This window comes from Dokdonella sp. (genome assembly GCF_041395345.1).
GTDB lineage: Bacteria > Pseudomonadota > Gammaproteobacteria > Xanthomonadales > Rhodanobacteraceae > Dokdonella.
Window position 1 is genome coordinate 17,486 of sequence record NZ_JAWLAR010000021.1, and the last position, 23,012, is coordinate 40,497.

24 protein-coding genes and 2 pseudogenes are annotated in these 23,012 nt (G+C 62.0%); 10 read left to right on the plus strand and 16 right to left on the minus strand.

All coding sequences use genetic code 11. The annotated features are described in order from the left end of the window. Positions 1 to 65: 65 nt before the first annotated feature. From R3F00_RS16220 to ccoN, 5 genes are read right to left on the minus strand one after another with little or no spacing between them, the layout of a single operon-like run. Complete coding sequence (locus R3F00_RS16220; RefSeq protein WP_371282812.1) at positions 66 to 392, minus strand: hypothetical protein; 327 nt, start codon at positions 390 to 392, stop codon at positions 66 to 68. Further along, positions 389 to 1,330, minus strand: a complete 942-nt coding sequence (ccoP, locus tag R3F00_RS16225) for a cytochrome-c oxidase, cbb3-type subunit III (protein ID WP_371282813.1) — start codon at positions 1,328 to 1,330, stop codon at positions 389 to 391. The genes R3F00_RS16220 and ccoP overlap by 4 nt, the downstream gene beginning before the upstream one ends. Further along, positions 1,327 to 1,479, minus strand: a complete 153-nt coding sequence (locus tag R3F00_RS16230; RefSeq protein ID WP_371282814.1) for a cbb3-type cytochrome oxidase subunit 3 — start codon at positions 1,477 to 1,479, stop codon at positions 1,327 to 1,329. Before R3F00_RS16230 ends, ccoP begins: the two co-directional genes overlap by 4 nt. Further along, the gene (ccoO, locus tag R3F00_RS16235; protein WP_371282815.1) at positions 1,476 to 2,099 is read right to left on the minus strand and encodes a cytochrome-c oxidase, cbb3-type subunit II; all 624 of its coding nucleotides are present in this window, start codon (positions 2,097 to 2,099) and stop codon (positions 1,476 to 1,478) included. The genes R3F00_RS16230 and ccoO overlap by 4 nt, the downstream gene beginning before the upstream one ends. Positions 2,100 to 2,110: 11 nt before the next feature. After that, positions 2,111 to 3,535 (minus strand): cytochrome-c oxidase, cbb3-type subunit I, encoded by a 1,425-nt coding sequence (gene ccoN, locus R3F00_RS16240; RefSeq protein WP_371282816.1) that lies wholly within the window; start codon positions 3,533 to 3,535, stop codon positions 2,111 to 2,113. A gap of 264 nt (positions 3,536 to 3,799) precedes the next feature. Here ccoN and nirK point away from each other — a divergent pair, with 264 nt between their 5' ends. The 4 genes from nirK to R3F00_RS16260 all read left to right on the plus strand — a co-directional run bounded on the left by nirK (position 3,800) and on the right by R3F00_RS16260 (position 7,358). Then, the gene (gene nirK / locus R3F00_RS16245; RefSeq protein ID WP_371282817.1) at positions 3,800 to 5,314 is read left to right on the plus strand and encodes a copper-containing nitrite reductase; all 1,515 of its coding nucleotides are present in this window, start codon (positions 3,800 to 3,802) and stop codon (positions 5,312 to 5,314) included. Positions 5,315 to 5,397: 83 nt separating this feature from the next. Then, positions 5,398 to 6,150, plus strand: coding sequence for a formylglycine-generating enzyme family protein (locus R3F00_RS16250; RefSeq protein WP_371282818.1), 753 nt, complete (start codon positions 5,398 to 5,400; stop codon positions 6,148 to 6,150). Further along, entirely contained in the window at positions 6,147 to 6,734 is a 588-nt protein-coding gene (locus R3F00_RS16255) for an SCO family protein (protein ID WP_371282819.1), read from the plus strand. The genes R3F00_RS16250 and R3F00_RS16255 overlap by 4 nt, the downstream gene beginning before the upstream one ends. Before the next feature lie 453 nt (positions 6,735 to 7,187). Then, the gene (locus R3F00_RS16260) at positions 7,188 to 7,358 is read left to right on the plus strand and encodes a DUF1328 domain-containing protein (protein ID WP_371282820.1); all 171 of its coding nucleotides are present in this window, start codon (positions 7,188 to 7,190) and stop codon (positions 7,356 to 7,358) included. A 206-nt stretch (positions 7,359 to 7,564) separates the two neighbouring features. Here R3F00_RS16260 and R3F00_RS16265 read toward each other — a convergent pair whose 3' ends face one another. Continuing rightward, positions 7,565 to 7,699, minus strand: coding sequence for a hypothetical protein (locus R3F00_RS16265; protein ID WP_371282821.1), 135 nt, complete (start codon positions 7,697 to 7,699; stop codon positions 7,565 to 7,567). A gap of 41 nt (positions 7,700 to 7,740) precedes the next feature. After that, entirely contained in the window at positions 7,741 to 9,774 is a 2,034-nt protein-coding gene (locus tag R3F00_RS16270; RefSeq protein ID WP_371282822.1) for a transglycosylase SLT domain-containing protein, read from the minus strand. Positions 9,775 to 9,916: 142 nt separating this feature from the next. On the opposite strand from R3F00_RS16270, the gene R3F00_RS16275 reads away from it, so the two are divergent. From R3F00_RS16275 to R3F00_RS16290, 4 genes are all read left to right on the plus strand, one after another. Next, positions 9,917 to 10,987 carry a class I SAM-dependent methyltransferase gene (locus R3F00_RS16275; RefSeq protein WP_371282823.1) on the plus strand — a complete coding sequence of 357 codons (1,071 nt, stop codon included), beginning with the start codon at positions 9,917 to 9,919 and terminating at the stop codon, positions 10,985 to 10,987. After that, entirely contained in the window at positions 10,984 to 11,700 is a 717-nt protein-coding gene (locus R3F00_RS16280; protein ID WP_371282824.1) for a pseudouridine synthase, read from the plus strand. The genes R3F00_RS16275 and R3F00_RS16280 overlap by 4 nt, the downstream gene beginning before the upstream one ends. Continuing rightward, entirely contained in the window at positions 11,697 to 12,284 is a 588-nt protein-coding gene (locus R3F00_RS16285) for a DUF1415 domain-containing protein (protein ID WP_371282825.1), read from the plus strand. The genes R3F00_RS16280 and R3F00_RS16285 overlap by 4 nt, the downstream gene beginning before the upstream one ends. Positions 12,285 to 12,347: 63 nt before the next feature. Further along, positions 12,348 to 14,192, plus strand: a complete 1,845-nt coding sequence (locus R3F00_RS16290) for a diguanylate cyclase (protein WP_371282826.1) — start codon at positions 12,348 to 12,350, stop codon at positions 14,190 to 14,192. Positions 14,193 to 14,623: 431 nt separating this feature from the next. Here R3F00_RS16290 and R3F00_RS16295 read toward each other — a convergent pair whose 3' ends face one another. The 6 genes from R3F00_RS16295 to R3F00_RS16320 form a co-directional block, all read right to left on the minus strand. After that, positions 14,624 to 15,427, minus strand: coding sequence for an endonuclease/exonuclease/phosphatase family protein (locus R3F00_RS16295; RefSeq protein WP_371282870.1), 804 nt, complete (start codon positions 15,425 to 15,427; stop codon positions 14,624 to 14,626). A 115-nt stretch (positions 15,428 to 15,542) separates the two neighbouring features. Further along, on the minus strand, positions 15,543 to 15,905 hold the full coding sequence (locus R3F00_RS16300; protein WP_371282827.1) for a hypothetical protein: 363 nt from the start codon (positions 15,903 to 15,905) through the stop codon (positions 15,543 to 15,545). Between the two features lie 182 nt (positions 15,906 to 16,087). Further along, the gene (locus R3F00_RS16305; RefSeq protein WP_371282828.1) at positions 16,088 to 16,219 is read right to left on the minus strand and encodes a hypothetical protein; all 132 of its coding nucleotides are present in this window, start codon (positions 16,217 to 16,219) and stop codon (positions 16,088 to 16,090) included. 132 nt (positions 16,220 to 16,351) lie between these two features. Next, a complete protein-coding gene (locus R3F00_RS16310) occupies positions 16,352 to 16,738 on the minus strand; it encodes a hypothetical protein (RefSeq protein WP_371282829.1) in 387 nt (128 codons plus the stop codon). Continuing rightward, positions 16,735 to 16,944: a hypothetical protein gene (locus R3F00_RS16315; RefSeq protein WP_371282830.1), complete on the minus strand. Its 210-nt coding sequence runs from the start codon at positions 16,942 to 16,944 to the stop codon at positions 16,735 to 16,737. The genes R3F00_RS16310 and R3F00_RS16315 overlap by 4 nt, the downstream gene beginning before the upstream one ends. A 196-nt stretch (positions 16,945 to 17,140) precedes the next feature. Beyond that, entirely contained in the window at positions 17,141 to 17,425 is a 285-nt protein-coding gene (locus tag R3F00_RS16320) for a cytochrome c (RefSeq protein WP_371282831.1), read from the minus strand. Between the two features lie 435 nt (positions 17,426 to 17,860). Between R3F00_RS16320 and yihA the strand changes: the two are divergent. Both yihA and R3F00_RS16330 read left to right on the plus strand, forming a co-directional pair. Beyond that, positions 17,861 to 18,403, plus strand: a pseudogene (yihA, locus tag R3F00_RS16325) (ribosome biogenesis GTP-binding protein YihA/YsxC); the annotation flags it as partial. Between the two features lie 145 nt (positions 18,404 to 18,548). After that, positions 18,549 to 19,880 (plus strand): annotated as a pseudogene (locus tag R3F00_RS16330) (glutamate--cysteine ligase). A gap of 311 nt (positions 19,881 to 20,191) precedes the next feature. Here R3F00_RS16330 and R3F00_RS16335 read toward each other — a convergent pair. The 3 genes from R3F00_RS16335 to R3F00_RS16345 form a co-directional block, all read right to left on the minus strand. After that, positions 20,192 to 20,428 (minus strand): DUF1761 domain-containing protein, encoded by a 237-nt coding sequence (locus R3F00_RS16335; RefSeq protein ID WP_371282871.1) that lies wholly within the window; start codon positions 20,426 to 20,428, stop codon positions 20,192 to 20,194. Between the two features lie 797 nt (positions 20,429 to 21,225). Continuing rightward, entirely contained in the window at positions 21,226 to 21,366 is a 141-nt protein-coding gene (locus R3F00_RS16340; RefSeq protein ID WP_371282832.1) for a hypothetical protein, read from the minus strand. A 411-nt stretch (positions 21,367 to 21,777) separates the two neighbouring features. After that, positions 21,778 to 22,035 carry a hypothetical protein gene (locus tag R3F00_RS16345; RefSeq protein ID WP_371282833.1) on the minus strand — a complete coding sequence of 86 codons (258 nt, stop codon included), beginning with the start codon at positions 22,033 to 22,035 and terminating at the stop codon, positions 21,778 to 21,780. Positions 22,036 to 23,012 lie beyond the last annotated feature (977 nt).

Sequence of the window (23,012 nt, forward strand, 5' to 3'; positions counted from 1 at the left end):
GCAAACATCCATGTCGAGCCAAAGAGCGCGATTCCTCAAGCCCGATCAAACCACCACCACACGTCTCAACCTTTCCCATGACCACCCTTGCCCCCATTGCCGTCGGGCAACGGCGGCGCGACCAGCATGGCCGTAAACAGGCAAGCCGAGATCGTGCACAGCCAGAACATGAAGAAACCGATCGAGTAGCCGGTCATGCGCGTGATTTCGATGTTCGGCCAGGTGATCCCGGCCAGCTCGACCGGGTCCACGATGGCGAAGAACATGATCGTTGCCACGCCTGCGGCAAAAAAGGACGGCCAGACCACCGCGCCGACACGGCGCACCATCGAGTCGTGCGGGTTGTCTTCGAGCGGACGCAGTGCGCCCGGTGGCGGGTGGTAGGTGGTCACGGCGAGGCCCCGCTGTGGGCGGCATCCTCGCGCTCGGACTCCGTCGCCGCCGTCGCCTGCGCCAGGATCCAGGCGGCCGCCAGACGAGCGCGATCTTCGCCGATGATCGGACCCCAGGCGGGCATCACGCCGCCGACGCCGTGCAGGATGATGTTGCTGACACCTTGTGCCGTGCCCTCGCCATGCAGCCAGATGCCGTCGGTGAGATTGGGTGCGCCGAGTGCGTGATTGCCCTTGCCGTCGGCACCATGGCAGGCCGCACAGATGGATTCGAACTTGGCCTTGCCCGCTGCCGCGAGCTTGCTGTCATGTTCGAGGCCGGAAAGGCTCAGGGTGTACTGGGTCACCTCGGCGACGCCATTGCCGGGCAGGGTTGCGCCCATCGGTGGCATCAGGCCATTCCTGCCATTCATGATGCTGGCCAGCACGGTTTCCGGCTCGCCCCCGTACAGCCAGTCGCTGTCGACCAGATTGGGGTAGCCCTTGGCGCCGCGGGCGTCGGAGCCGTGGCAGGCCGCGCAGTTGTTGGCGAACACGTTGCGCCCGACCTTGGTCGCAGCAGGGTCGGCCGCGAGCGCGCTCAGCGACTTGCCGCGGAATCCCGCGTACAGCGATTCCAGCCTGGCCTGATTGGCGTCGAGATTCTCCTGCACCTGCCGATCCGAGGTCCAGCCCAGAGTGCCGGCGAAATTGCCCATGCCCGGATAAAACACCAGATACGCAATGCCAAAGATGAAGGTGAGGATGAACAACCCGAACCACCAGCGTGGCAACGGATTGTTGAGCTCCTCGATGTCGCCATCCCAGACATGGCCCATGGACTCCGCCGCAGGCTTGTCATTCTTCGGTTTGGCTGCGGTTGCCAGCAGCAACCATAGAATTCCGACCATGTTGGCCACGGTCAGCACGATCACATACCAGCTCCAGGCACCGTTCATGCTTCGTCCTCCTTGGTCGGGGAGGCATCATCTTCCAGTGGCAGCCTGGCGGACCTGGTGAAATCGGGCTTTCGCTTCTTGCTCCAGGCCCAGATCCAGATGCCCACGAAAACGATCAACAGGATGGCGGTGTAGATTCCGGAAATCATGGCTGGGCCTCCTCTACGCCGGTGTCCGACTTCACGCCGAGGCCTTGCAGATAGGCGACGACTGCATCCAGCTCGGTCTTGCCGACAACACTCTCGTTGATGCTGGCAAAATCCGCCTCGGTGTACGGATGGCCCATCCATGCCAGCGTGCGCATCTTGGTTTCGATCAGTTTCGGATCGATCAGGGCCTCGGTCAGGTTCGGATAACCCGGCATGTTCGATTCCGGCACGACGTTGCGCGGATTGAGCAGGTGCACGCGATGCCAGTCATCGGAATAGCGTCCGCCGACTCGGGCCAGATCCGGCCCCGTGCGCTTGGAGCCCCACAGGAACGGGCGGTCGTAAACCGATTCGCCTGCCAGCGAGTACGGTCCGTAGCGCTGCGTTTCCGAAGCCAGGGTGCGGATCATCTGCGAGTGGCAACCGACGCAGCCTTCGCGGATATAGATGTCACGACCGGCCAGTTGCAGTGGCGGGTAGGGCTTCACGCCCGGACTGGCGTTGACGGTCTGCGCCTGGAACATCAGCGGAATGATTTCGACCAGGCCGCCGATTGCGATCACGATCACGATCAGCACCGCCATGAGCCCGACATTCTTTTCGATTATTTCGTGCTTCATCAGGATTCTCCTCAGGCGTGGGCCGGGGCGGGAATACGCACAATCGGAACCTCGCGCGCCGGGAGACAGGTTTTCCAGACATTCCAGACCATGATCAGCATGCCGATGAAGAACAGCAGTCCGCCGAATACGCGGGTCACGTAATAGGGATAGGTCTGGCTGACCGATTCGATGAACGTGTAGGTCAGCGTGCCGTCAGGATTGGTCGCGCGCCACATCAGGCCCTGCATCACACCGGCGATCCACATTGCCGAGATGTAAAGCACGATGCCGATTGTCGCGATCCAGAAGTGCGCATCGATCGCCTTGATCGAATACATGCGCTCGCGGCCATACAGCTTCGGCAGCATGCTGTAGATCGCGCCCATGGTGATGAAGGCAACCCATCCCAACGCGCCGGCATGCACGTGGCCGATGGTCCAGTCGGTGTAGTGCGAAAGTGCGTTGACGGTCTTGATCGACATCATCGGGCCTTCAAAGGTCGACATACCGTAGAACGACAGCGAAACGATCATGAATTTCAGGATCGGATCGGTGCGCAACTTATGCCAGGCACCCGACAGCGTCATCATGCCGTTGATCATGCCGCCCCAGCTCGGAGCGAGCAGGATCAGCGAGAACACCATGCCGATCGACTGCGCCCAGTCCGGCAACGCGGTGTAGTGAAGATGATGCGGGCCGGCCCACATGTAGATCGAAATCAGGGCCCAGAAATGCACCACCGACAGGCGATAGGAATAGACCGGCCGTTGTGCCTGTTTGGGCACGTAGTAATACATGATGCCGAGGAAGCCGGCGGTCAGGAAAAAGCCGACTGCGTTGTGGCCGTACCACCACTGCACCATCGCATCGACCGTGCCGGAATAGATCGGGTAGGATTCCGTCCATGACACCGGGACCTGCAGGTTGTTGAAGATGTGCAGCACCGCGATGGTCAGGATATAGGCGCCAAAGAACCAGTTGGCGACGAAGATGTGCTTGATCTGGCGCTTGACGATCGTCATGAAGAACACGATGGCGTAAACCACCCAGACCGCCGTGATCAGAAGGTCCAGCGGCCAGATCAATTCCGCGTATTCGTGGCTTTGGGTCAAACCCAGCGGCAAGGTGATCGCCGCGCCCACGATGACTGCCTGCCAGCCCCAGAACGTGAAGGCCGCCAGCCGATCGGAAAACAGGCGCGCGTGGCAGGTGCGCTGAACTACGTAGTACGAGGTCGCGAACAGGCCGCTGCCGCCAAAGGCGAAGATCACTGCATTCGTGTGCAGGGGTCTCAATCGACCATAGCTGAGCCAGGCGATATCGAAATTCAGCCAGGGCCAGGCCAGCTGTGCGGCGATGAACAGGCCGACCAGCATGCCGACGACGCCCCACACGATCGTGGCGATCGTGAACTGGCGGACGACTTTATCGTTGTAGGTTTCCGCGGATGACATGACTCGTTCCCCTATTCCGGCAGGCGTATTGTGGCAGTGCGGCAAGAAGTTTCCCTTGACGTCAGTCAAACTAGTGTCGGCAGTGACAGATTGCCGCATGTAGAGTGCTGGCCCATCACCATCAGGATGGATTCTGCCAAGTTTGAGTTGCGCGTGCAGAATGCCTGCCGGAGTGCCCTGCCTCTTGACGCATATCAAGGGTGGAACAGGGCGTGAGGACTAGAATTCCCGCCATCGAGCAACACCCATTACGGGGAACAACCCATGACACGCATGATTTTGTCCATAACACTTTCGGCCTTGTTGCTTGCCGCCTGTTCTCCCGCGGCAGACAAGACGGCCCCCGCTGATTCATCAGCGACCGCCGTCAGGGCAGATACCGGTGGTTCGGCCAAGGGTGATTTCGGGCCGCCCCAGGGCGAGCCGATTGTCGCCGAGTTGACCTCGCCGCCACTGGTTCCGCCGGCAACCGGGCGCACCCAGCCGGCCAAGGTCATCGTCAACCTTGAAGTACGTGAGCTGGATCTGGAGATCTCCGAAGGTGTCACCTACACCTTCTGGACGTTCGGCGGCACCGTACCCGGCAGCTTCATCCGCGTGCGTCAGGGCGACACCGTCGAATTTCACCTGAAGAACCATCCCGATTCGAAGATGCCGCACAACATCGACTTGCACGGCGTGACCGGGCCGGGCGGTGGCGCAGCCTCCAGCTTTACCGCACCCGGCCACGAATCGCAGTTCACCTTCAAGGCACTCAATGCCGGCCTGTATGTCTACCACTGCGCGACGGCGCCGGTCGGCATGCATGTGGCCAATGGCATGTACGGCCTGATACTGGTCGAGCCACCCGAGGGCCTGCCGCCGGTCGACAAGGAGTTCTACGTGATGCAGGGCGATTTTTACACGGTCGGCAAGTATCGCGAGAAGGGCCTGCAGGCTTTCGACATGCAGAAAGCCATCGATGAGAACGCAACCTATGTCCTGTTCAATGGTTCGGAAGGCGCGTTGATCAACGACAACGCGCTCAAGGCCAATGTCGGACAGAACGTTCGCCTGTTTGTCGGCAATGGTGGACCGAACCTGGTATCGAGCTTCCATGTCATCGGCGAGATCTTCGACAAGGTCTGGTACGAAGGCGGCACGCACTTCCAGGAAAACGTGCAGACCACGCTGATTCCGTCCGGTGGCGCGATGATCGCGGATTTCCACGTCGAAGTGCCTGGCAGCTACGTGCTGGTCGATCACTCTATCTTCCGTGCCTTCAACAAGGGTGCCCTGGCCATCCTCAAGGTGGATGGCGAAGAGAACAAGGCCATCTATTCGGGCAAGGAAGTCGACTCCGTTTACCTGGGCGACAAGGCCGCCAACCTGGCTCCGGTTACCGCTGCGCGTGATGCCGCTAGCACCGGCACGATGACCCTCGAGCAGCAGATCGCTGCCGGCAAGGCGCATTACACCGGCACCTGCTCGGTTTGCCACCAGGACAACGGCGAAGGCATGCCGGGCGTGTTCCCGCCATTGGCGAAGTCGGACTTCCTCGCCAAAGACCCGCAAGCGGCGATCGGCTACGTGCTGAATGGCCTGACCGGGCCGATCAAGGTCAACGGCCAGGACTACAACTCGGTGATGCCGCCGATGAGCCAACTGAACAATGACGAAATTGCCAACATCCTCACATATGTCTTCAACAGTTGGGGCAATGATGACGGTGTGGTCAGTGCAGAGCAGGTGGCCAAGGTTCGCGGCGAGACGCCGCGTGCCGAAGGTGCCGCGCACTGAGCTGGCAAGAGAACCTCTTGTTTCACTGCGTCTCCAACGCAGCCGTGCCAACGATCAGGAAATAGGGCCAGATCGTTGGCACCATGGTTCTGGTCCTGAGCGCGCTGTCGCTGCAGGCTGCCGAGTATGTGGAAATCCCGGCAGGTGCGTTCCAGTCGGTATTGCCTACCGCCGATACGCCGCTTGATGTGAATGTTGGCGCATTGCGGATGCGCACCGAGCCGGTCACCCAGGCCGAGTTCCTCGAATTCGTCAAGGAAAACCCGGAGTGGCGGCGCGATCGCGTGCCGGTTGTCTTCGCCGAGTCGCGCTATCTGGAGCAATGGCCGCAAGCCGATGCCATTGCCGAGGTGCAATCTCGGCAACCGGTGACCAAGGTCAGCTGGTTCGCTGCCCAGGCCTTCTGCGAAGGCGAAGGCGGCCGCCTGCCGACCTGGCACGAATGGGAATATGTCGCCGCTGCCGATGCCACGCGCACCGACGCGCGCGCAGATCCGGAATGGCGCAGTCGCATCCTTTCCTGGTACTCGCGGTCTTCTGCAACCGAGCCCGCCAGCATCGGCGGCGAGCCGAATGCCTTCGGTGTGCGCGACATGCACGGCCTGGTCTGGGAATGGGTGGATGATTTCAACGCACTGATCGTCAGCGCAGACAACCGCGAACAGGGCGACCCGGACACGACAAAATTCTGTGGCGCAGGCGCCCTGTCGATGCAGGACCGCGACAACTACGCGATTCTGATGCGCATCGCCATGCTGTCATCTTTGCAGGCCGCGAATGTCACCGGCAACGTGGGCTTTCGCTGCGTACGCCCCGCCCACGGAGATGCAAGATGATTCGACGGCTCGCCGCCCACGTCATTCTGGCAACGCTGCTGCTTTGTGCGCCGGCGCATGCCGAGCCGTCGAAGTCACTTCCCGGTGATTCGATCTACCAGCTCGATATTCCGCTGGTCGATCAGGATGGCAAAGCGCACGCCTTGCCTTCCCTGCGCGGGCAACCACGCATCATCAGCATGTTCTACGCATCCTGCCCGTACATGTGCCCGTTGATCATCGACACCGCCCGCATGACCGATCGAAAACTCGATCCGGCACAACAAAACAAGCTGCCCGTGCTGATGGTAAGCATGGATGCCAAGCGCGACGATCCCGCCGCGCTGAAGGCATTGGCGGCACAACGCAAGATCGACACGACGCAATGGACCCTCGCCCGCACAGACGCCGCTAACGTACGCAAGCTCGCCGCAGTGCTCGGCATCCGATACCGCGAGCTCGACGACGGCGAATTCAGCCACACCAGCGTACTGATCCTGCTCGACGCAGAAGGCCGGATCGTTGCCCGCACCGAAACGATGGGCAAGACCGATCCGGATTTTGTCGAAGCGGTCGAGCGAGCACTGGATTCGTCCGGATCCTGAGTCCTGGCATGCTCCTGTCCGCAGGCCTGGCAGCGGGCGGGTATTTGGTCCTGGATTTCGCGCTCGCGCATGGCTCGACTGCCACAAGCCCGACTTCTCGCGCAGCGCCCAGCAGGTTCCTGCAAGCCCGCTGCGAGCGTACCGTCATGAGCAGGGTCTCCAGCCTGGCCATGCCGGACCCACCCGACCGGGTGTTGCCGAGGCTCCTTGAGTTCAGGTTTCTTCGCGACTCCAAAGCGTCCGTACAAAAGCGATCCAGGCGTTCGCGATCTTCAGGCTGAACCCCGCCCCTCGAATTTCATGCTGGGCCCTGAATGACTTCCCGCTAAATTGCCATTGCGCTGCTTCCGCGTGGCAGAATGAAATGCGTGTCTAGATAACTAGAGACATAAGTAAATAGGGAAAAAGCAAACAGGATGCGTATTCTCCCGCACAACCAGAGGAGCGTTCACCATGTTGAAACTCGCGATCATCTTCGGAGTCATCTCGCTGATTGCAGGCGCACTGGGATTCACCGGTATCTCCGGTGCCAGCGCAGGCATCGCCAAGATCATCTTCTTCATATTCCTGGTCCTGCTCGCACTGGCGGTGGCAGGCGTGCTGCTGGGCGTCGCTGCTTTCTAGAGCCCGTGACACGTGCTCTCCGCCGAGGCGTGGCCTGTCCCAGCCTCGCGGATGGCCCAGGCCTCGGCTGGCCGAACCGCTCCTTCCTCCCGAGCAGTCGAAGCGCGTTGGCGTGCGGGTTCTCAGCAGCCGAATGCTGCCTTTGGTCTTTTGCATCGTCGTCGTCTTGCCATGAGGGGATGGCTGGCGCCATGGACGATGCGCCGCTACGCGATGAGTGCCTGGACTGCATGCATGCGTGCGCAAGGCAGCGGCCAGCTTGTCTCGCTGGCCAGCTCATGGGTACGGATCGGTTCGCACTCGGCCACGCCAGTTCGATGCGGGGCTTGGGCGAGCTGCATGGGTAGAGCGTTTCGGGATGAACCGGGCCAGACCTTGCCGATCAATCGCCACCCTGCGGATTCGCCGCAGTCGTCGCAGGCGCGGCGCAGACGACCGCCTTGCGCTGGGCGTCGTCCTTCGGTGCCTTGTACGGTTGGCCGATCTTGGGCAGGCGCGTGGCCAACGGTATGACCTTGCCGTTCAGACGCCAGTCGTAGAGAACGCTGAACGCGAGCACGCGGGCGACGTAGTCGCGTGTTTCCTTGTACGGAATGGTCTCGATGAAGAAGTCCGGCTCGAGATCGGGGCGTGCGCCGAGCCAGCGTCCGACCGGGACGCCGCCGGCGTTGTAGGCGGCGCTGGCAAGCCACGGACTGCCCTGATACTGGCGTGCCATCTGGCCGAGGAACATCGTGCCAAGCTGAATGTTGAGTCCGGGTTCGAACAGGTCACTGGGCTTGGAGTAGGGAAGCTTCGCTGACTTGGCAACCTTGTTGGCAACGCTCGGCAGCAACTGCATGAGTCCGTAGGCGTCGGCGTGTGAGCGTGCATCGCTCATCCAGGCGCTCTCGGCGCGGATGATCGCGTAGGACCAGGCCGGGTCGACACCGACCTCGCGGGCGACCCGGGTGACTCGTGGCCTTTGCGCGAGCGGAAAGCGCTGCTCGTAGTAGGTGAGGGTGTCGCTGTCGGAGGACAGCAGAAAGATCGGGCGATCGTACCAGTCGTTGCGGTAGGCCAGATCCGCGGCCAGCAGCTTCTCCTGTGCATCGAACTTGGTCAGCGCGAAACTCCATTCGCGTCGCGCCGGGGTGAGCTCGCCCATGGCGTAAAACTCGAATGCGCGGGCGAGGTCGGGCTGTACGGCCATCGCCTGCTCAGCGGCCTTGTCGGCATTGATCGTCGACGGACAAATCGAATACGGGGCCTTGATCCAGTCTGCGGCGAGGAAGCCATGGAAGTTGGCCTCGCTTGCGACCGCGGCGAACTCGGGTGCCGCTTCGGCGTCGCGACCGAGCTTGCTCAGCATGCGTGCGCGCAGATAGCGCCAGCGTGCATCGGCGAGTTGTTCCGGTTCCATTGCATCAAGCGCGGCCAGGGTTTCATTCCAGTCAAGCTTGGCCAGTGCTACACGCACCCGCCATTCGCGTGATGTATCGTCCTGCGCGTCGTCCGGCAAGGCCTTGAGTCGCGCAAGAGCATCGTCGCCGTAGTTCGTCGCACGATAGATGGCGATCGCATTGACGACCCGATTCTTCTGTTGCGGCGTCCAGCTGAACTTGCTCTCGAGCTTGTCCCAGAGTGCTTCTGCTGCAGCGCTGTTCTTGCGTGCATAGCGATACATGCCGAGTGAAACGGCATCGCGATTGCGCGGCGTATCGGTCCAGCTGCCGGCCTTGGCGAGTGCGCCGGCCGGATCGCGCACGCTGGCGGCAATGCGTTGCGCCGCGGCCCTGTCGCTTGCATCGAACAGGCTGGAAATGGTGGATACGGTGCCGGGATTGGCGGCTTCGGCGGCCGCCTCGATGCGTTTCCAGATTTCGGCATCGTCGAGTTCGCCGTTCTGACGTGCCCAGGTGAACAGGGGTTCGCACATCGACGGTGTCGGGCGCGGCTGCATCCAGAGCGACTCGATATCCTCCGCGTAGGTCGGCTTCTCTCCGGCAGCAATGCGCGCGCGCTGGTGTGCGCAACGAAGGTCGATGGCCTGGCTGTCCACCCAGAGCGAGCGAAAGGCCGGCCAGTTGCTCTTGTCGGCAAGTGCACGCAGTGTTGTTTCGGTCAGGGTTCGCGCGACCAGGGTGTCCGGCCAGCGCGTGTTGAAGGCCTGGACCTGGGCGGTGGAAGGTGTGGCATTGCCGCGCTCGAGCAGGGCCAGTTCGAGATAGGGAAGCAGGGGGTAGTCGGCAAGGTCGACCACGTACGGCTTCCAGGCGTCGGCCGGACCCCGTTCGATCGCGTGCATGGCGTTGCGGTAATGCTGGCGCTGCTCGCTGCGGTCGCTGGCTGCGAGAGCCTGATGGCTGGTAGCGATGGAAAAGAGACAGAGCAGGGTTGCGTACAGGGATGGTGTCGCGACTTTTCGATTTCTCATCGGCCCAGTGTATCGCGCCGCCGGATCGGGTCCCAAGGGGATTCGATTGCAAGCCGGCAACCGCGTTGCAAGAGTTTTCAGACTCGAGGAGCCGGGCAACGGCTAGAATTGCGGCACTCCCGACGCGCCGAGAACCCCCCGCTTGTCTGCGACACTTTCCACTGCAACTTCGGACGCTGCGCTGGATGCCTTGCACCACGCGCTCGGCGCAGGCGTGGTTGATTGGCCCGCAGACGATCGCGTGCTGTTCCTGCGGGCCCGCGACGGGCACTGGTGGTACGGACATTCGCGCAAGGAATGGGTCTGCCAGCAGAGTTTCAAGCCGTTCGCCGCAGCGCTTGAACGCTCGGGACTTCAGGTACGTGAACCGCTTGAGGGCGAGAAATTCCCGCTGGTGCTGGTATTGCCTCCGAGGCAACGCGATGAAGCCAGGGCCTTGCTGGCACGCGCGCTCTTGCATGGTCTGCCCGGTGGCACCGTGCTTGCCGCGATGGCCAACAGTGAGGGTGCGCGTACCGGAGAATCCGACTTCCGCAAGCTGGCTGGCTCCGCGCAGGTGCTTTCCAAGCATCACTGTCGGGTCTTCTGGAGTTCGCCCGTTGACTCGAATATCGACCACGATCTGCTCTCGGAGTGGCTGGCGCTGGACGCACCAAGAACCATAGCCGGCGGTCGCTACCTGAGCAGGCCCGGTCTGTTCGCCTGGAACCGAATCGATCGGGCTTCGGCCTTGCTGGCCGCCCACTTGCCGAAGGATCTCTCGGGTCGGATCGCCGACCTGGGCGCCGGCTATGGCTACCTTGCCGGTGAAGTCCTGCGCCGATGCCCCGGAGTTACCGCCCTCGACCTCTACGAGGCCGAGGCGCGGGCGATAGAACCGGCGCTCGGCAATCTCGAGGCACTACGCGCCGAAAGCGGCAGGGAGATCGAAATCAACGTGCATTGGCACGACGTCACCGCAGGACTGTCGCGTCGCTACGATGCGATCGTGAGCAATCCGCCGTTCCATCAGGGCCGTGCCGACCAACCCGAACTGGGGCAGGCTTTCATTGCCGTCGCCGCGGATGCGCTGAATGCATCCGGCAGCCTGTGGTTGGTGGCCAACCGTCATTTGCCCTACGAGGCGACGCTGAGAGCCCGCTTCTCCCATGTGGAAACATGCGCACTCGAGGACGGCTTCAAGGTCTTTCAGGCCAGCGGAGTCCGCGCATGAGGCTGGTCAGGATGATTGCCAACCTTGGATACGGCAGTCGTCGCGAAGTCGCGATGATGTTTCGCGAGGGCCGCGTAACCGATGCCGACGGCGAGGTCCTGTACGCAGACGACAAGCGCGAGCACGCCGAGATCCGCCTCGACGGTGAGCCGCTTGATCCGCCCCAGGGACTTTGCCTGGTGCTGAACAAGCCGGCAGGGGTGACCTGCTCGACCAGGGACACAGGACGGCTTGTCCACGAATTGCTGCCGGAACGCTTTGCCCTGCGCAATCCGAAGTTGTCGACCGTGGGCCGGCTGGATCGCGAAACCACGGGTCTGCTGCTGCTGACTGACGATGGCGCGCTGCTGCACCGGATCATTTCGCCCAGGTCACGGATCGCGAAAGTCTATGAGGCCGAGCTGGCCGAGGATCTGCGTGGCGATGAAGTGGGCACGTTTGCCAGTGGTAATCTCATGCTCGAATCCGAACAGACGCCTCTACTGCCCGCCGAGCTCGAAGCGCTGGCTCCGCGCAAGGCACGCCTGACCCTGCACGAGGGCCGCTACCACCAGGCCCGGCGCATGTTTGCTGCGGTCGGAAACCACGTCTTGCACCTGCATCGCGTCGCCATCGGAGGCCTGACTCTGGACGGCCTTGAAGAGGGCGCATGGCGCACCCTCGACCCGGGCGGCATCCAGCGTGTATTTGCTGCCGAAACGGAGCAGGAATGACTCGCGAAGCGGATCAGGAGCAGTTGTCCGAAGGCGACCGCACGGCCATCGCGAGCATCCGGCAATGGATCGAGCGCGCCGTGATTGGCCTCAATCTGTGCCCGTTCGCTCGTGCGCCTCATGTCTCGCAACGAATTCGTTACCGGGTCAGTCAGGCCGTCGATACCGAAGCGCTTCTCGATGATTTATGCAGTGAACTGCAAAGCCTGCGTGCGGCCGATGCGTCCGATTGCGAGACGACCTTGCTGATCATTCCGCATGTGCTCGCGGACTTCCTCGATTTCAACGACTTTCTGGACGAGGCCGACGCTGCGATCGAGGTGCTCGGATTGGAAGGGGAAATCCAGGTCGCCAGCTTTCATCCGCACTACCAGTTTGCCGGTACCTCTGCCGATGACATCGAGAATTTCAGCAACCGCTCTCCGCACCCTGTCCTTCACCTGTTGCGCGAAGCCAGCATCGAGAAAGCGGTCGACGCGATGGCCGACAGTGAAGAGATATACCGGCGCAACATGGCGACCCTGCGCACGCTGGGACCACGCGGCTGGGCCGACTTGTGGCGTGACCCTGACGAGAACGCGTAACATCGGATGCGGAGATGGCGGCCCCGGTCGCTGTGCGCCAGGCACTTTCCAACAGGGGGAGGCGTGAAAAGGCCAGCATCCCGGAGATGGAACAAGCTGCGGTCCGGATGGCGCGTCTGCCTGCTCGCCATGGTCGGAATCGGATTGCTGCTGGCAGGCGCCACCGAAGCTGCGCAAAAACCCGTGGTGCTCAAGCCGGGACAGGAGATTGTTGACCTTGCGCCCGGCACCTCCTATCTCGTCGACCCCGATTCCAGTGCCGGTGCCGAGGATCTGTTCAGGCAGCTCGGCAGCGAGGAATTCCAGCCCTTGCCAAATGGCAGCGCCACGTTCGGGTTTGTCGATGGCACCTACTGGTTTCATGTCCGGCTGATCAACGAAAACCCGCTGGCGCATCGACAGGTGCTTGTACTCGGTTATGTCCTGCTCGATGAAATCGACGTCTATCTCCGTCGTGCCGATGGCTCGATCACGCATGCGACATCGGGAGATTTTCGTCCGTTCAGCGATCGCGCCTTCAGCTACCGCGAACCGAACTTCATTGTTGACCTCGCCGACTTCGAGCAGGCCGACCTGCTCGTCCGCGTGCGCAGCAAGAGTTCGATGCAGGTTCCGTTGACGCTCTATTCGCAAAAAGCGTTCTTCGAGCTGGCCCGCGATTCGCAATTCGGCGTCGGGCTCTACTACGGCATCCTGCTCGCCCTGCTCTTCTATAACCTGATCCTGTTCCTGTCGCTGCGAGACTGGAACTATTTCTTCTACGTGCTGCATGTCAGCGGTACCGGAATGGCCTTGTTCTGCCTGAACGGTCTTGCGTTCGAGTTCTTCTGGCCGCAATCGCCGTGGCTGGCCAACGTCGCCGTTCCGATGTCGATGTCGCTCGGGATGCTCTGCATGCATCAGTTCGTGCGCCGTTTCCTCGATCTGCGCACGCGCCTTCCGGCAGGCAATCGCATACTGCTCGGATTCATGGCCTTCCATGCGGTGATGTTCCTGCTGTCGATGTTCATCGACTACCGGGTGGCGATTCTGCTCGGAACGGCATCCGTGATTCCGGGAAGCGCGATGATGCTGGGGAGTTGCCTGATCCTCGCCCGACGCGGTGACCCTGCGGCGAAAATCCTCCTCTTCGCCTGGAGCATGTTGCTGGTCGGCGTGACCGCCTATGCGATGGTTTCGTTCGGCCTGCTGCCCAAGGTCTTCGCGACCGAGTACGGTATCCAGCTCGGTTCCGCGCTCGAGATGATCCTGCTTTCGTTTGCCCTGGCCTACCGTTTTGCGGAACTGCGCGAGGAAAACGTGCGTATCGTGCAATCGGCAAGGAATGAGCTCGAGCAGCGGGTCGGCGAGCGCACCCGCGAACTCTCCACCACGCTCTCCGAACTGGCGGTCGCGAACGATCGATTGCGCGAATCGAGCCTGCGCGATGGCCTGACCGGCGTCTACAACCGGCGCTACTTCGACGCGGCGTTCGAAACCGTACTTGCCGAGTGCCGCGCAAGCTCGCGATCGCTGGCCCTGCTGGTGGCCGACATCGACCACTTCAAGAACGTGAACGATGAGGCCGGGCATCTGGTCGGCGACGATTGCCTGCGTATCGTGGCACGACACATCGAGCAGCTTGTCGGGCAGGATGGCAGCGTCATTCGCTACGGTGGTGAGGAATTCGTCGTGATCCTTCCCGGCTTCGACAAGACCGCGACACGAGGCCTGGCCGAGTCGATCCGGATCAGGCTTGCCGAATCGGCGTTGCCCAGCCAGGGCGAATCCCTGCGCCTGACCATCAGCATCGGCGGCGTGGTGAGCATGCCGAATGATCATGCTTCCGCAATGGAACTGCTGCAGCGCGCCGACGCGGCCATGTACAAGGCCAAGAAGGAGGGTCGCAATCGTGTCGTGATGGCTTGAGGTTGAGGCAGGAATGGCCCTGGTCGGACCTTGGCCACTGACCGGATTCGCCGTTGTGAAGCGCTTCGGCCCAGGCTCATTGCAGTCGGGAGAAAGCCGGTATCCATCTGGACTCTGTCCATCCCGAAAATGGATCCCGTCCTTCGCCGGGATGAAGAAACCATGCGTGACTTCTCGATTCTGCCCGAACCACACTCCACCAAGGGTTCGCAATTCCTTCACGCAGCATCAAGTCCATGCTTTTGCTCGGACAACAGCAAGTGCAGGCTGAATATCCAGGTCCATTGCCCCTCGGAAGACTTCGCATTGCATACCGCTACCGAAGCACGCTTGTCGGGCCAGCCGCTACGCGAATGTTCGTTGCGGCCTCTTCGTTCTCGGTCCTGCTTGCGCCGGGATGACCAAAGGCAGTGAGCGTTGCCAGGTCAGGCCTATTCGGTTCCGGCGTTGCTTGCCGATTGCTCCATGCGCAGGGTAGCCGGCAAATGGATCGTGGCGGCGATCGGCAAGTGATCCGAGACCAGCTGCGGAAGGGTTCTGAGATCGTCGACCCGCAGCGATGAAGACGCGAAGATGTGATCGATCGCCCTGTTCGGGGCCCAACTCGGAAAGGTGGCGGGCGGGTTTTCCGGTGGCTGCAGCGAGGTGCGCGCAAACAGGGCGCGCAACTCGGGACTTTCGATGGGCGTGTTCAGGTCGCCGACCAGGAGCGCATGGGGGTGGCCTTCAAGCAGCTCGGTGATATAGCCGAGTTGATGCGCTCGTGCCTGCGGGCCGAGCGAGAGATGCGCCACCAGCACCACCAGGGAGTGCTTGCCACTGCCGTAGCGCGCAAACAGAACGCCACGGCCCCGAATACGCCCGGGCAGGGGGTAATCGAGCACTTCCGCTGGCTTGATTCGCGACAACAAGCCATTGCTCGATGCAGCCACCTTGGCCACGCGCCGATTCGGTTGATGGCTCCAGTAGGGGAAGCCCGCGTTCTCGGCGAGGTATTCGGTCTGGTTGAGAAAGCCCGAGCGCAGTGAACCGAAGTCGGCCTCCTGCAGGGCGACCAGATCGAAATCGCAAAGGACGTCCGCCAGATCATTCAGATTGGCACGCTTGCCCGTTGGCAGCACATGCTTCCAGCTTTGGGTGACGTACTCCCGATAGCGCTTGACCTGACCGCCAGCGAGGATGTTGCAACTCAGTACCCGCAGGCTGCTGGGGCTGGATGAATCGCGGGTGGGCAGTTCTCGGTCATCAGCTCGCTGTCGGTGCTGTTGTCGTCGACAGAGGCCATCGGGGGCCTTTGAAAACGAAGGCCGCCATCAGGCGGCCTTGGTCAGGATAACTTGCCGCAGATGCCTATTTCCCGGCTTTGGCTGCAGCTTTTTCGTCGTGTTCCTTCTTGACCAGATACTCGACCAGGGCAGACCTGGGGTGGCCACCGGCCGAGGCACCGGTAATTCGGTACTTGCCATTGACGATCACACTGGGTGTGCCGTCCACACCGAGTTTTCGGGGCACCATTTCGAGTGCGAGCTTGCTCGGAGACTTCGAAGGAATAGGCGATCTGGCCGACTTCATATCCGCACCGTGCTCTCCGTAGAACGTCACGAGATGTCGCCAAACGAACGAAATGCACGACGGATCGCGGTGGATCGCATCGAACATGGCCTGCTGGGTCTTCTTTTCCTGGATGCCCATGGCTTGGTGCCGAGAACGCACGCGCGAAGGCCTCCCATTGATCGCTGAAGATCGCCGGCAGATAGTCGAATTTCGCATAGGCCGGCAACTTGACTTGATCTCGTCTGCGTACGGCTGGAAGTGCGCGCAATGGATGCAGGCGTAGCTGAAGACCTCGAGGATCTTCGATCTTGTCGCCGCTGGAAGTCACGGGGGCGGATCGATCAGGAAGGCAGTTCTTGCCGGCTTCGCAGCCACGGCGCCGCGGCGGCGTGGTCCGAATGCTCCTGGGCACAGGCGTTGAAGGTAAGGGCAAGCAGTGCGCCAACCAGCATCTTGGGCAGGTATTTCAGCATCGGAACTCTCTCCTCGGTAATCGGATACGGCTGTCAGACAGCGAATCGGGCGGCAGAAGGCCCGCCGCTGCGCGCAGGGCGGGATCTCGGTGAATCAGCTGCCCTGGCTTTCCTTGGCAATCAGGTATTTGATCAGGGTTCGATGCTGGCGTAGCCGCCAGCGGTCTGCCCGGTGACGAGGTACTTTCCATTGATCACGAAATTCGGCGTGCTTTCCACGCCATAGGCCTTGATCAGGGCATCGTTGTAGCTTGAGTCGCGTTTCGATGGCGAACGAACGCGAGGCGAACCCGCCGAGACACCGTACTGCGAGTAGAACTCGGCGAGCGAGGCGAAAGTCGGCGAGCGGATGTCGAGCTTCTTGTCGACGTAGATGGCGCGGAACATGGCATCGTGGGACTTGTCGAGAATGCCCAGCGCCTGTGCCATAGAACGCGCGGCATAGGTCTTCCAGGCCTCGAAACCGAACTGGGCCGGGATCGAGACGAATTCCGCGTTGGCGGGCAGACGCTTCTTCATGTCCGCAACCAGTGGCGCGACTTCATTGCAATGCGGACAGCGTAGGAAAACACCTCGAGGACTTCGACCTTGTCGCCGGTGGTCGTGACCTGCGCCGGCTCGATCAGGGTGTAGTGCTTGCCTTCCTGCCATTCGGTCGGTGCCTGGGCCGAAGCCCCGGCGGCAAGTCCCAGACCGAGGCCCAGGGCGAAAAGTGTCTTCAGCATGAGGTGTGCTCCGCAACAAGGGCGCGCGAGGGCGAGCTGCACAGCAGCTGCCTGCGCGCGCGCTGAACGATCGTGTAAGTCACTTCTTCTCGCGGCAGTTGGCGCGGCGTGCAGGCCCTGTGCGCAGGAGGCCAGCGCGCAGCGGACGTCTTCACTCAGGCGCTTGGCGATATCGGGCATGATCTTGGCATTCTCGTCACTGCCCCAGACCGTTCCGCCGCCATTCGCCGAATTTGGCCATGACGTAGTCGGTCCACTGGCCGGACAACTGCGGGCAGGCTGCTCCGGCGATGCCGCGACCGGCGGGTCCGTGGCAGGGCCATGCAGGCCGGCATCGCTTGGCGTCAAAGGACCGGTACAGCAGCTGGGCACGTTCGACGAAAACCTCGTCGGCTCGTCCAGGAGTCGCCTGCTTGCCGGCAAAGTAGGCGCCGAGATCGTGCATGTCCTGCTCGCTCAGGGTCATGGCAAACGGCGCCATGATCGGGTTGGCGCGCTCGCTCTTGAAATGCTTGAGCTGACGGACGATGTAGGCTTCGTTCTGGCCCGCCAGCTTGGGATAGGTCGTCGACGGAATTCGCCGTCCATGCCGTGGCAGGCACCGCAGGCAGCGGCCTTGGATGCGCCGGCTTCAGCGTCACCAAGCAGGAGGTTGCCGGGCGTCTCGGCATGGGCCAGTGTGGCGCAGAACAGCACGCCCAAGGCAAAAACTCGCGGAAAAACTCATACACTGACTCCGGATAGGCGGAAAATCCATGCGTGCCAAAGATTTCGAGGGCAGCGCCAAGGCGAAAAACCCCCGAATTATCCGGGTCAGCCGGAGGCCGGTCAAACGGCCCTCAACCGATCGAGCAAGCGACCCAGCCCATGCATATCCTCCATACGGTAAATTCCAAGAGTGGCCAGTCTGCGTGACATGCCGGCCGACCACACCGAAGTGGCCTTCGCCGGCCGCTCCAATGCGGGCAAATCCAGTGCCTTTGAATGCACTCGCGACCCACAAGGGGCTGGCTCGGGTCAGCAAGACCCCCGGCCGCACCCAGTTGCTCAATGTTTTTGCTCTGGACGACGAACGCCGGCTGGTGGACCTGCCCGGCTATGGCTACGCCAAGGTTCCGGTCGGGGTGCGCGATCAGTGGCGCGGCATGGTCGACGGTTATCTGCGTTCCAGGGAAGCACTCAAGGGCCTTGTCCTGATCATGGACAGCCGTCACCCGCTGAAGGATTTCGATCGCCAGATGCTGGATTACGCAGCCGGCATCGTAGCCCTGTCACGTCTTGCTGACAAAGGCGGACAAATTGTCGCGCAATGAGGCTGCTAGGACCCTGAGCGCCGTGCGCAAGGACCTCGACCTCGGCGACATCGGATGCTGCTGCCGTCAGCGTCCAGCTGTTTTCCTCGACCGCCAAGACCGGCCTGGACGAAGCCCGCGCGGTCATCTCAGGCTGGCTCGACCTGCCTTCCGTCACTGGTGGCCCGGCCAGTCCCAAAGCATGTCCTCGCCACACTCGGCTCACTTGCGCGCGGCCGCAGCGGCCCCATATCGCCGTCTTGGCAGAGAAGGAAACAGGCATGTCCGGACCCAGGAAAAACCCGCGAGCCGATCACTCGCCGCGAGCAACTGCGGGCTATATCGCTGCCGGTGAAAAGCCCGAGCGCGACTGGCGCATCGGCACCGAACACGAAAAATTCGGTTTTCGACTCGACAATCTCAGGCCGCTGACCTGGGAGGGTCCGCAAGCATTGGCGCCCTGCTGGGCGGCTGACCTGATTCGGCTGGCAGCGCGTGGTCGAGAAGGACAAGCTGCTGCCCTGTCGCGCAATGGTGCGTCCGTGACCCTGGAACCGGCCGGGCAGTCGAGGGGGCTGGGCGCCCCGCTGGAAAACATCCACCAGACCTGCAGCGAAGTACACACACACCTCAAGGAAGTGAAACCGTCGCTGACAACCCTGGTGGTTTCTCGGTACAGCTTCCAGCCGAAATGGCGACGCGAGGACATGCCGTGGATGCCGGCGTTGTCGCTTACGCCATGACGCGGCGCTACATGCCGACCAGGGAGATCTTGGCCTCGACATGATGACGCGCACCTGCACGGTTCAGTCATCCTCGATTTCTGGACGAAGCCGACATGGTGCGGAAGTTCCGTACTTCGCTCGCGCTGCAGCCGATCGCGACCGCCCTGCCTGCGGATTCGCCGTTCACCAACGGCAAGCCCAACGGATACCTCAGTTATCGCTCGCACATCTGGACGATACCGATCCTGACCGCACCGGCATGCTCGATTTCGTCTTCGAGGACGGATCTTACGAGCGCTACGTCGACTACATGCTCGACGTACCGATGTACTTCAGCTATCGTGATGGCATCTACCACGACCTCGCCGGCGAATCCTTCAGAAGTTTCATGCGCGGCGAATCCAGGCAGCTGCCGGGTGCTACCCCGACCATGACCGGACCGGGTCGATCACATGACCACCGCCTTCCCGGGAAGTTCGCATGAAGCGATTCCTGGAATGCGCGGCGCCGATGGCGGACCATGGAATCGGCTATGCGCACTGCCTGCCTTGTGTGGGTCGGCTTGCTGTATGACCGCAGCGCGCTCGATGCCGCTCTGGGACCTGGTCAAGGATTTCACCCGCGAGGAACGCAATGCCCTGCGTGATGGCGTACCGAAACATGGGCTGAAGCTGCCATTCCGTAACGGCAGCTTGCGCGACATCGCCGCCGAGGCCCTGAAGATTTCCGCGCAGGGACTGCGCAACCGGGCGCGCATGAGTGTCGAGGGCGTTGATGAAAGCCACTTTCGACCCGTTGACGAGATCGTCGAAGCCAACGAAACACCCGCCGAGTGCAAGCTGGCCCTGTACAACGGGCCGTGGAATACGATGTCGATCCGGTGTTCCGGGCGAGTTCCTGTACTAGGAGCCGGGAATAGGGAGTGGGAATCGGGAATCGGGAATCGGAGAGCTTTGAGCTCTCAAGTTCCCTCGAGTCTCAGAGGGTGTTTACAAACCTCTGGAAATTTCCAGGACCAGATTCCGACGAGGCCTGTATCTGGCCGAGGCGGAAGACTTCAAGGTGCTCTACACGCCTGCTGCGGCGAGTCACTTCTCCTTGAGTGGCCACTGCTGCCGGAGCAGCGCACTGGTTACTTTCTCTTGGCCACGCAAGAGAGTGAGGTGGTGCTCCGGTTGTGAAAAACTCATCCATCAACTCAAAAGCAGGCGCAAATAAGCAGGCCCCCGCTCAGGGCCACAAGGCCAGGATCAGGCCGATCACGGTGAACTGCACGGTGTGATAGCCGGCATTGACCAGGAACAGTTTCAGGCTCTTGCCTTCGAACAGGTAGTTGATGCCGAAACTGGCGCCGACCCAGCACAGGCCTGCAGCGAACCCCGCGCCCAGGCCAAGCGCCAACGGCGGGCGAGGGCCGAGGAACAGGGCAAACACGACCGCAGCGATCAGACCCAGGACCAGACTCAGGGCCGAAGATCATCGGCATGTTGGCACTCTTCATCGCTGATGCTGGCTTCGCGCTGCCAGACCTTGCCGAACAAGGCCGGTGAATACCACAGTCCGCCAATCACGAAGGCAAGAGGCGGCGGCGATGACCGCCCAGATATTGAACTCGGGTACGGGTAGTCTCCTGTCGGATGGATTGAAGGACAGCATGACGGCAGTCTTGGCGCCATCGTGTATTGGAAAATGTGATCGGTAGCGGCGCCGTTCGGTGCAGGCGATCCGTGGCTCGAGTTCCCGGGCTGGATTTGCCCTGGATACGCTGCTGCGCTCGGCTGCTTGGTCCCGGACGCGCCCTGGCCTCCGCCATCCTGCCATCCGGCTCCTGATTCCCGACTCACGGCGCCACAACGATGCTGCTGTCAGGTCGCGCGCGCAACGCGGACCAGCTCGCCCGGTGACATGCCGCTGAAGGTCTGAAGTCCTGAATCAGATGGGATTGATCGTAGTAACCGCAGTGCGCTGCCAGCTCGACCCAGGAATGCGCTCGCAGCGCCCCAGCCATTGCAGGGCGAACTTGAAGCGGTGCACGCGGGCCAGGACTTGCTGCCCAGTCCGATTTCACGGCGCAAGGTCTGACCCAGATGCCTGCGGCTGACGCCGGCTTGCCTGGCCAGCGCGTCGACACTGGTCCTGCCGTAGCTCGATTCAATTTGGTGCAGCGCCCAACGGCGAGTCCGGTGGTCTCGGAATCGCGGCTGCAGGCGTTGCATCAGCCACTCTTCGACCATGCCAAAGCGCCGGCTCGTCGATGGGCACTGCTACCCGCGAAGCACCAGCGCGCTGTCGCCGAGCAGATCCGTCAGCGGCAGGACGCGATCCGCACAATGATCCGCATCGACATGCAGCCAGGGACGAACGCCGTGTCCGCGGAAGGCGATCCCGGAGGATCGATCCGCCATCAGGGGACTCTTCGGTTTCAATCGGCGTCTGGTGCATGCCGCAGAACCAGATGTCAATATTGGCGATGCGCTCCGGTGGACCGGCTTCGATGCGGTACTGGGTGGGGCCCAGGTTGATCAGCCAGGAAACTGCCGCCGCCGGGCAGGATGCGATCGCGCCGATAGTTGACTTGGCCTTCGCCGAACCAGAGCTGGCTGACCAGGGGTGCCAGCGCAGCGCGCGGCCGGCACACGTCCAGGCGCCCGAGCGCGCTGTCCTCGATCAATGACTGGATGCGAGAAGTGCTGCCACCGTCCACATCAGGCCCCGCTGCAACGTTGGTTCATTATAGGGACGTTGTCGTGACGCCGGCATGCGGTGCGCGACTGGGGTTCCACCAGCGCACGGACTGCAGAAGCCCAGCGGCGTCGCTATCGGCCTGCGGGCCGACCCGATGGCGCGGGCAATCCGCGCCCGGCATCGGCCGCGGGGAGTGTCGCGCAGGTGTGATCACCGAACTTCAGACGCAGGGTCATGCCATAGGTGCGCGGGCGCCGAGGAAGGCATTCCACGAACCGGTTTGCAGGCGCGTCGAAGCCGACCTGCTGGTAGGTTTCGTCGGTCAGGTTCTGTCCCCACAGTTCCAGCATCCACAAGCCATCCGCACGACCGAATCCGGATGCGTGCATTGACCAGGGTGTAGGCGTCCTGCAGCTTTTCCGGATCGAGATCGGAGCCCGTGTTGTACTCGGACGTGTAGCGAGCAGCGATGTTGAAGCGATCATCAGGTGTCGGCGAACGGCCATTCATAGTGAGCGCAAACTCTCTGAATCCTGCCACCGGGGCGAAGCCGCCGCGTGCGCCCGGGAGCAGGACCAGACCGGCATCCGGCAAGGGATCATCGCCATACTTCGAATCGAGATAGGTGATGCCCGCCTGCATGCTGGAGGCCTTCCACGCCGGTATTTAGATCAGATCGAGGTCCGCGCCCTTGACGGTAAGCTCGGGAATCGAACGCACGACGTAGCTGGTGCCGAGGAAGCTGTTGAGCTGGAAGTCGGTGAATCCCGGTGTAGAACAGCGAACCGTTCAGGAGCAGGTTGCCGTCGGCCAGAGTCGATTTTGAAGCCGAGCTCGTAGCTGTCGGCAAACTCGCCTGGGAATGAGGTGTCATCGACGGTGAAAATGCCGGCACCGCCGCTGCTCAGGCCGGTCGCAGGTCTGCACGCGATCCAGATTGAAGCCGCCGGACCTTGTGCCACGCGCAGCCGAGAAGAAAGTCATGAACGACTGTTCCAGCGATACGCCGTTTGAACGTGCCCGACCATTCCGTCTCGTTTTCATCCTGCTGGGTGCTGCGGCCGTTGTGCAGGGATTGGCCCAGGGCAGGCACACATGAATCCGATCAGGGTCGGGATCACCGATGGCGCTGCCGCAGCCGGACGCCACCGGGCGACGAGAGCGGCGCCGAGTTGCTCGGGATTGCCCAGTGCCGCGCTGCAGCCGGTCGACCCATTCGGGTTGCTGCAGTTCGAGGTGAGTTTCTTGTCCTCGCCGGTGTAGGGCGCAGGCCGACGGTCAGATCGAGCGCGTTTGCGGCATGGAAAGTCTCGTTCGTGAACAGCGCAAAGCCGTTTGCATTCTGCTTGTAGAGATCAAGCGAACC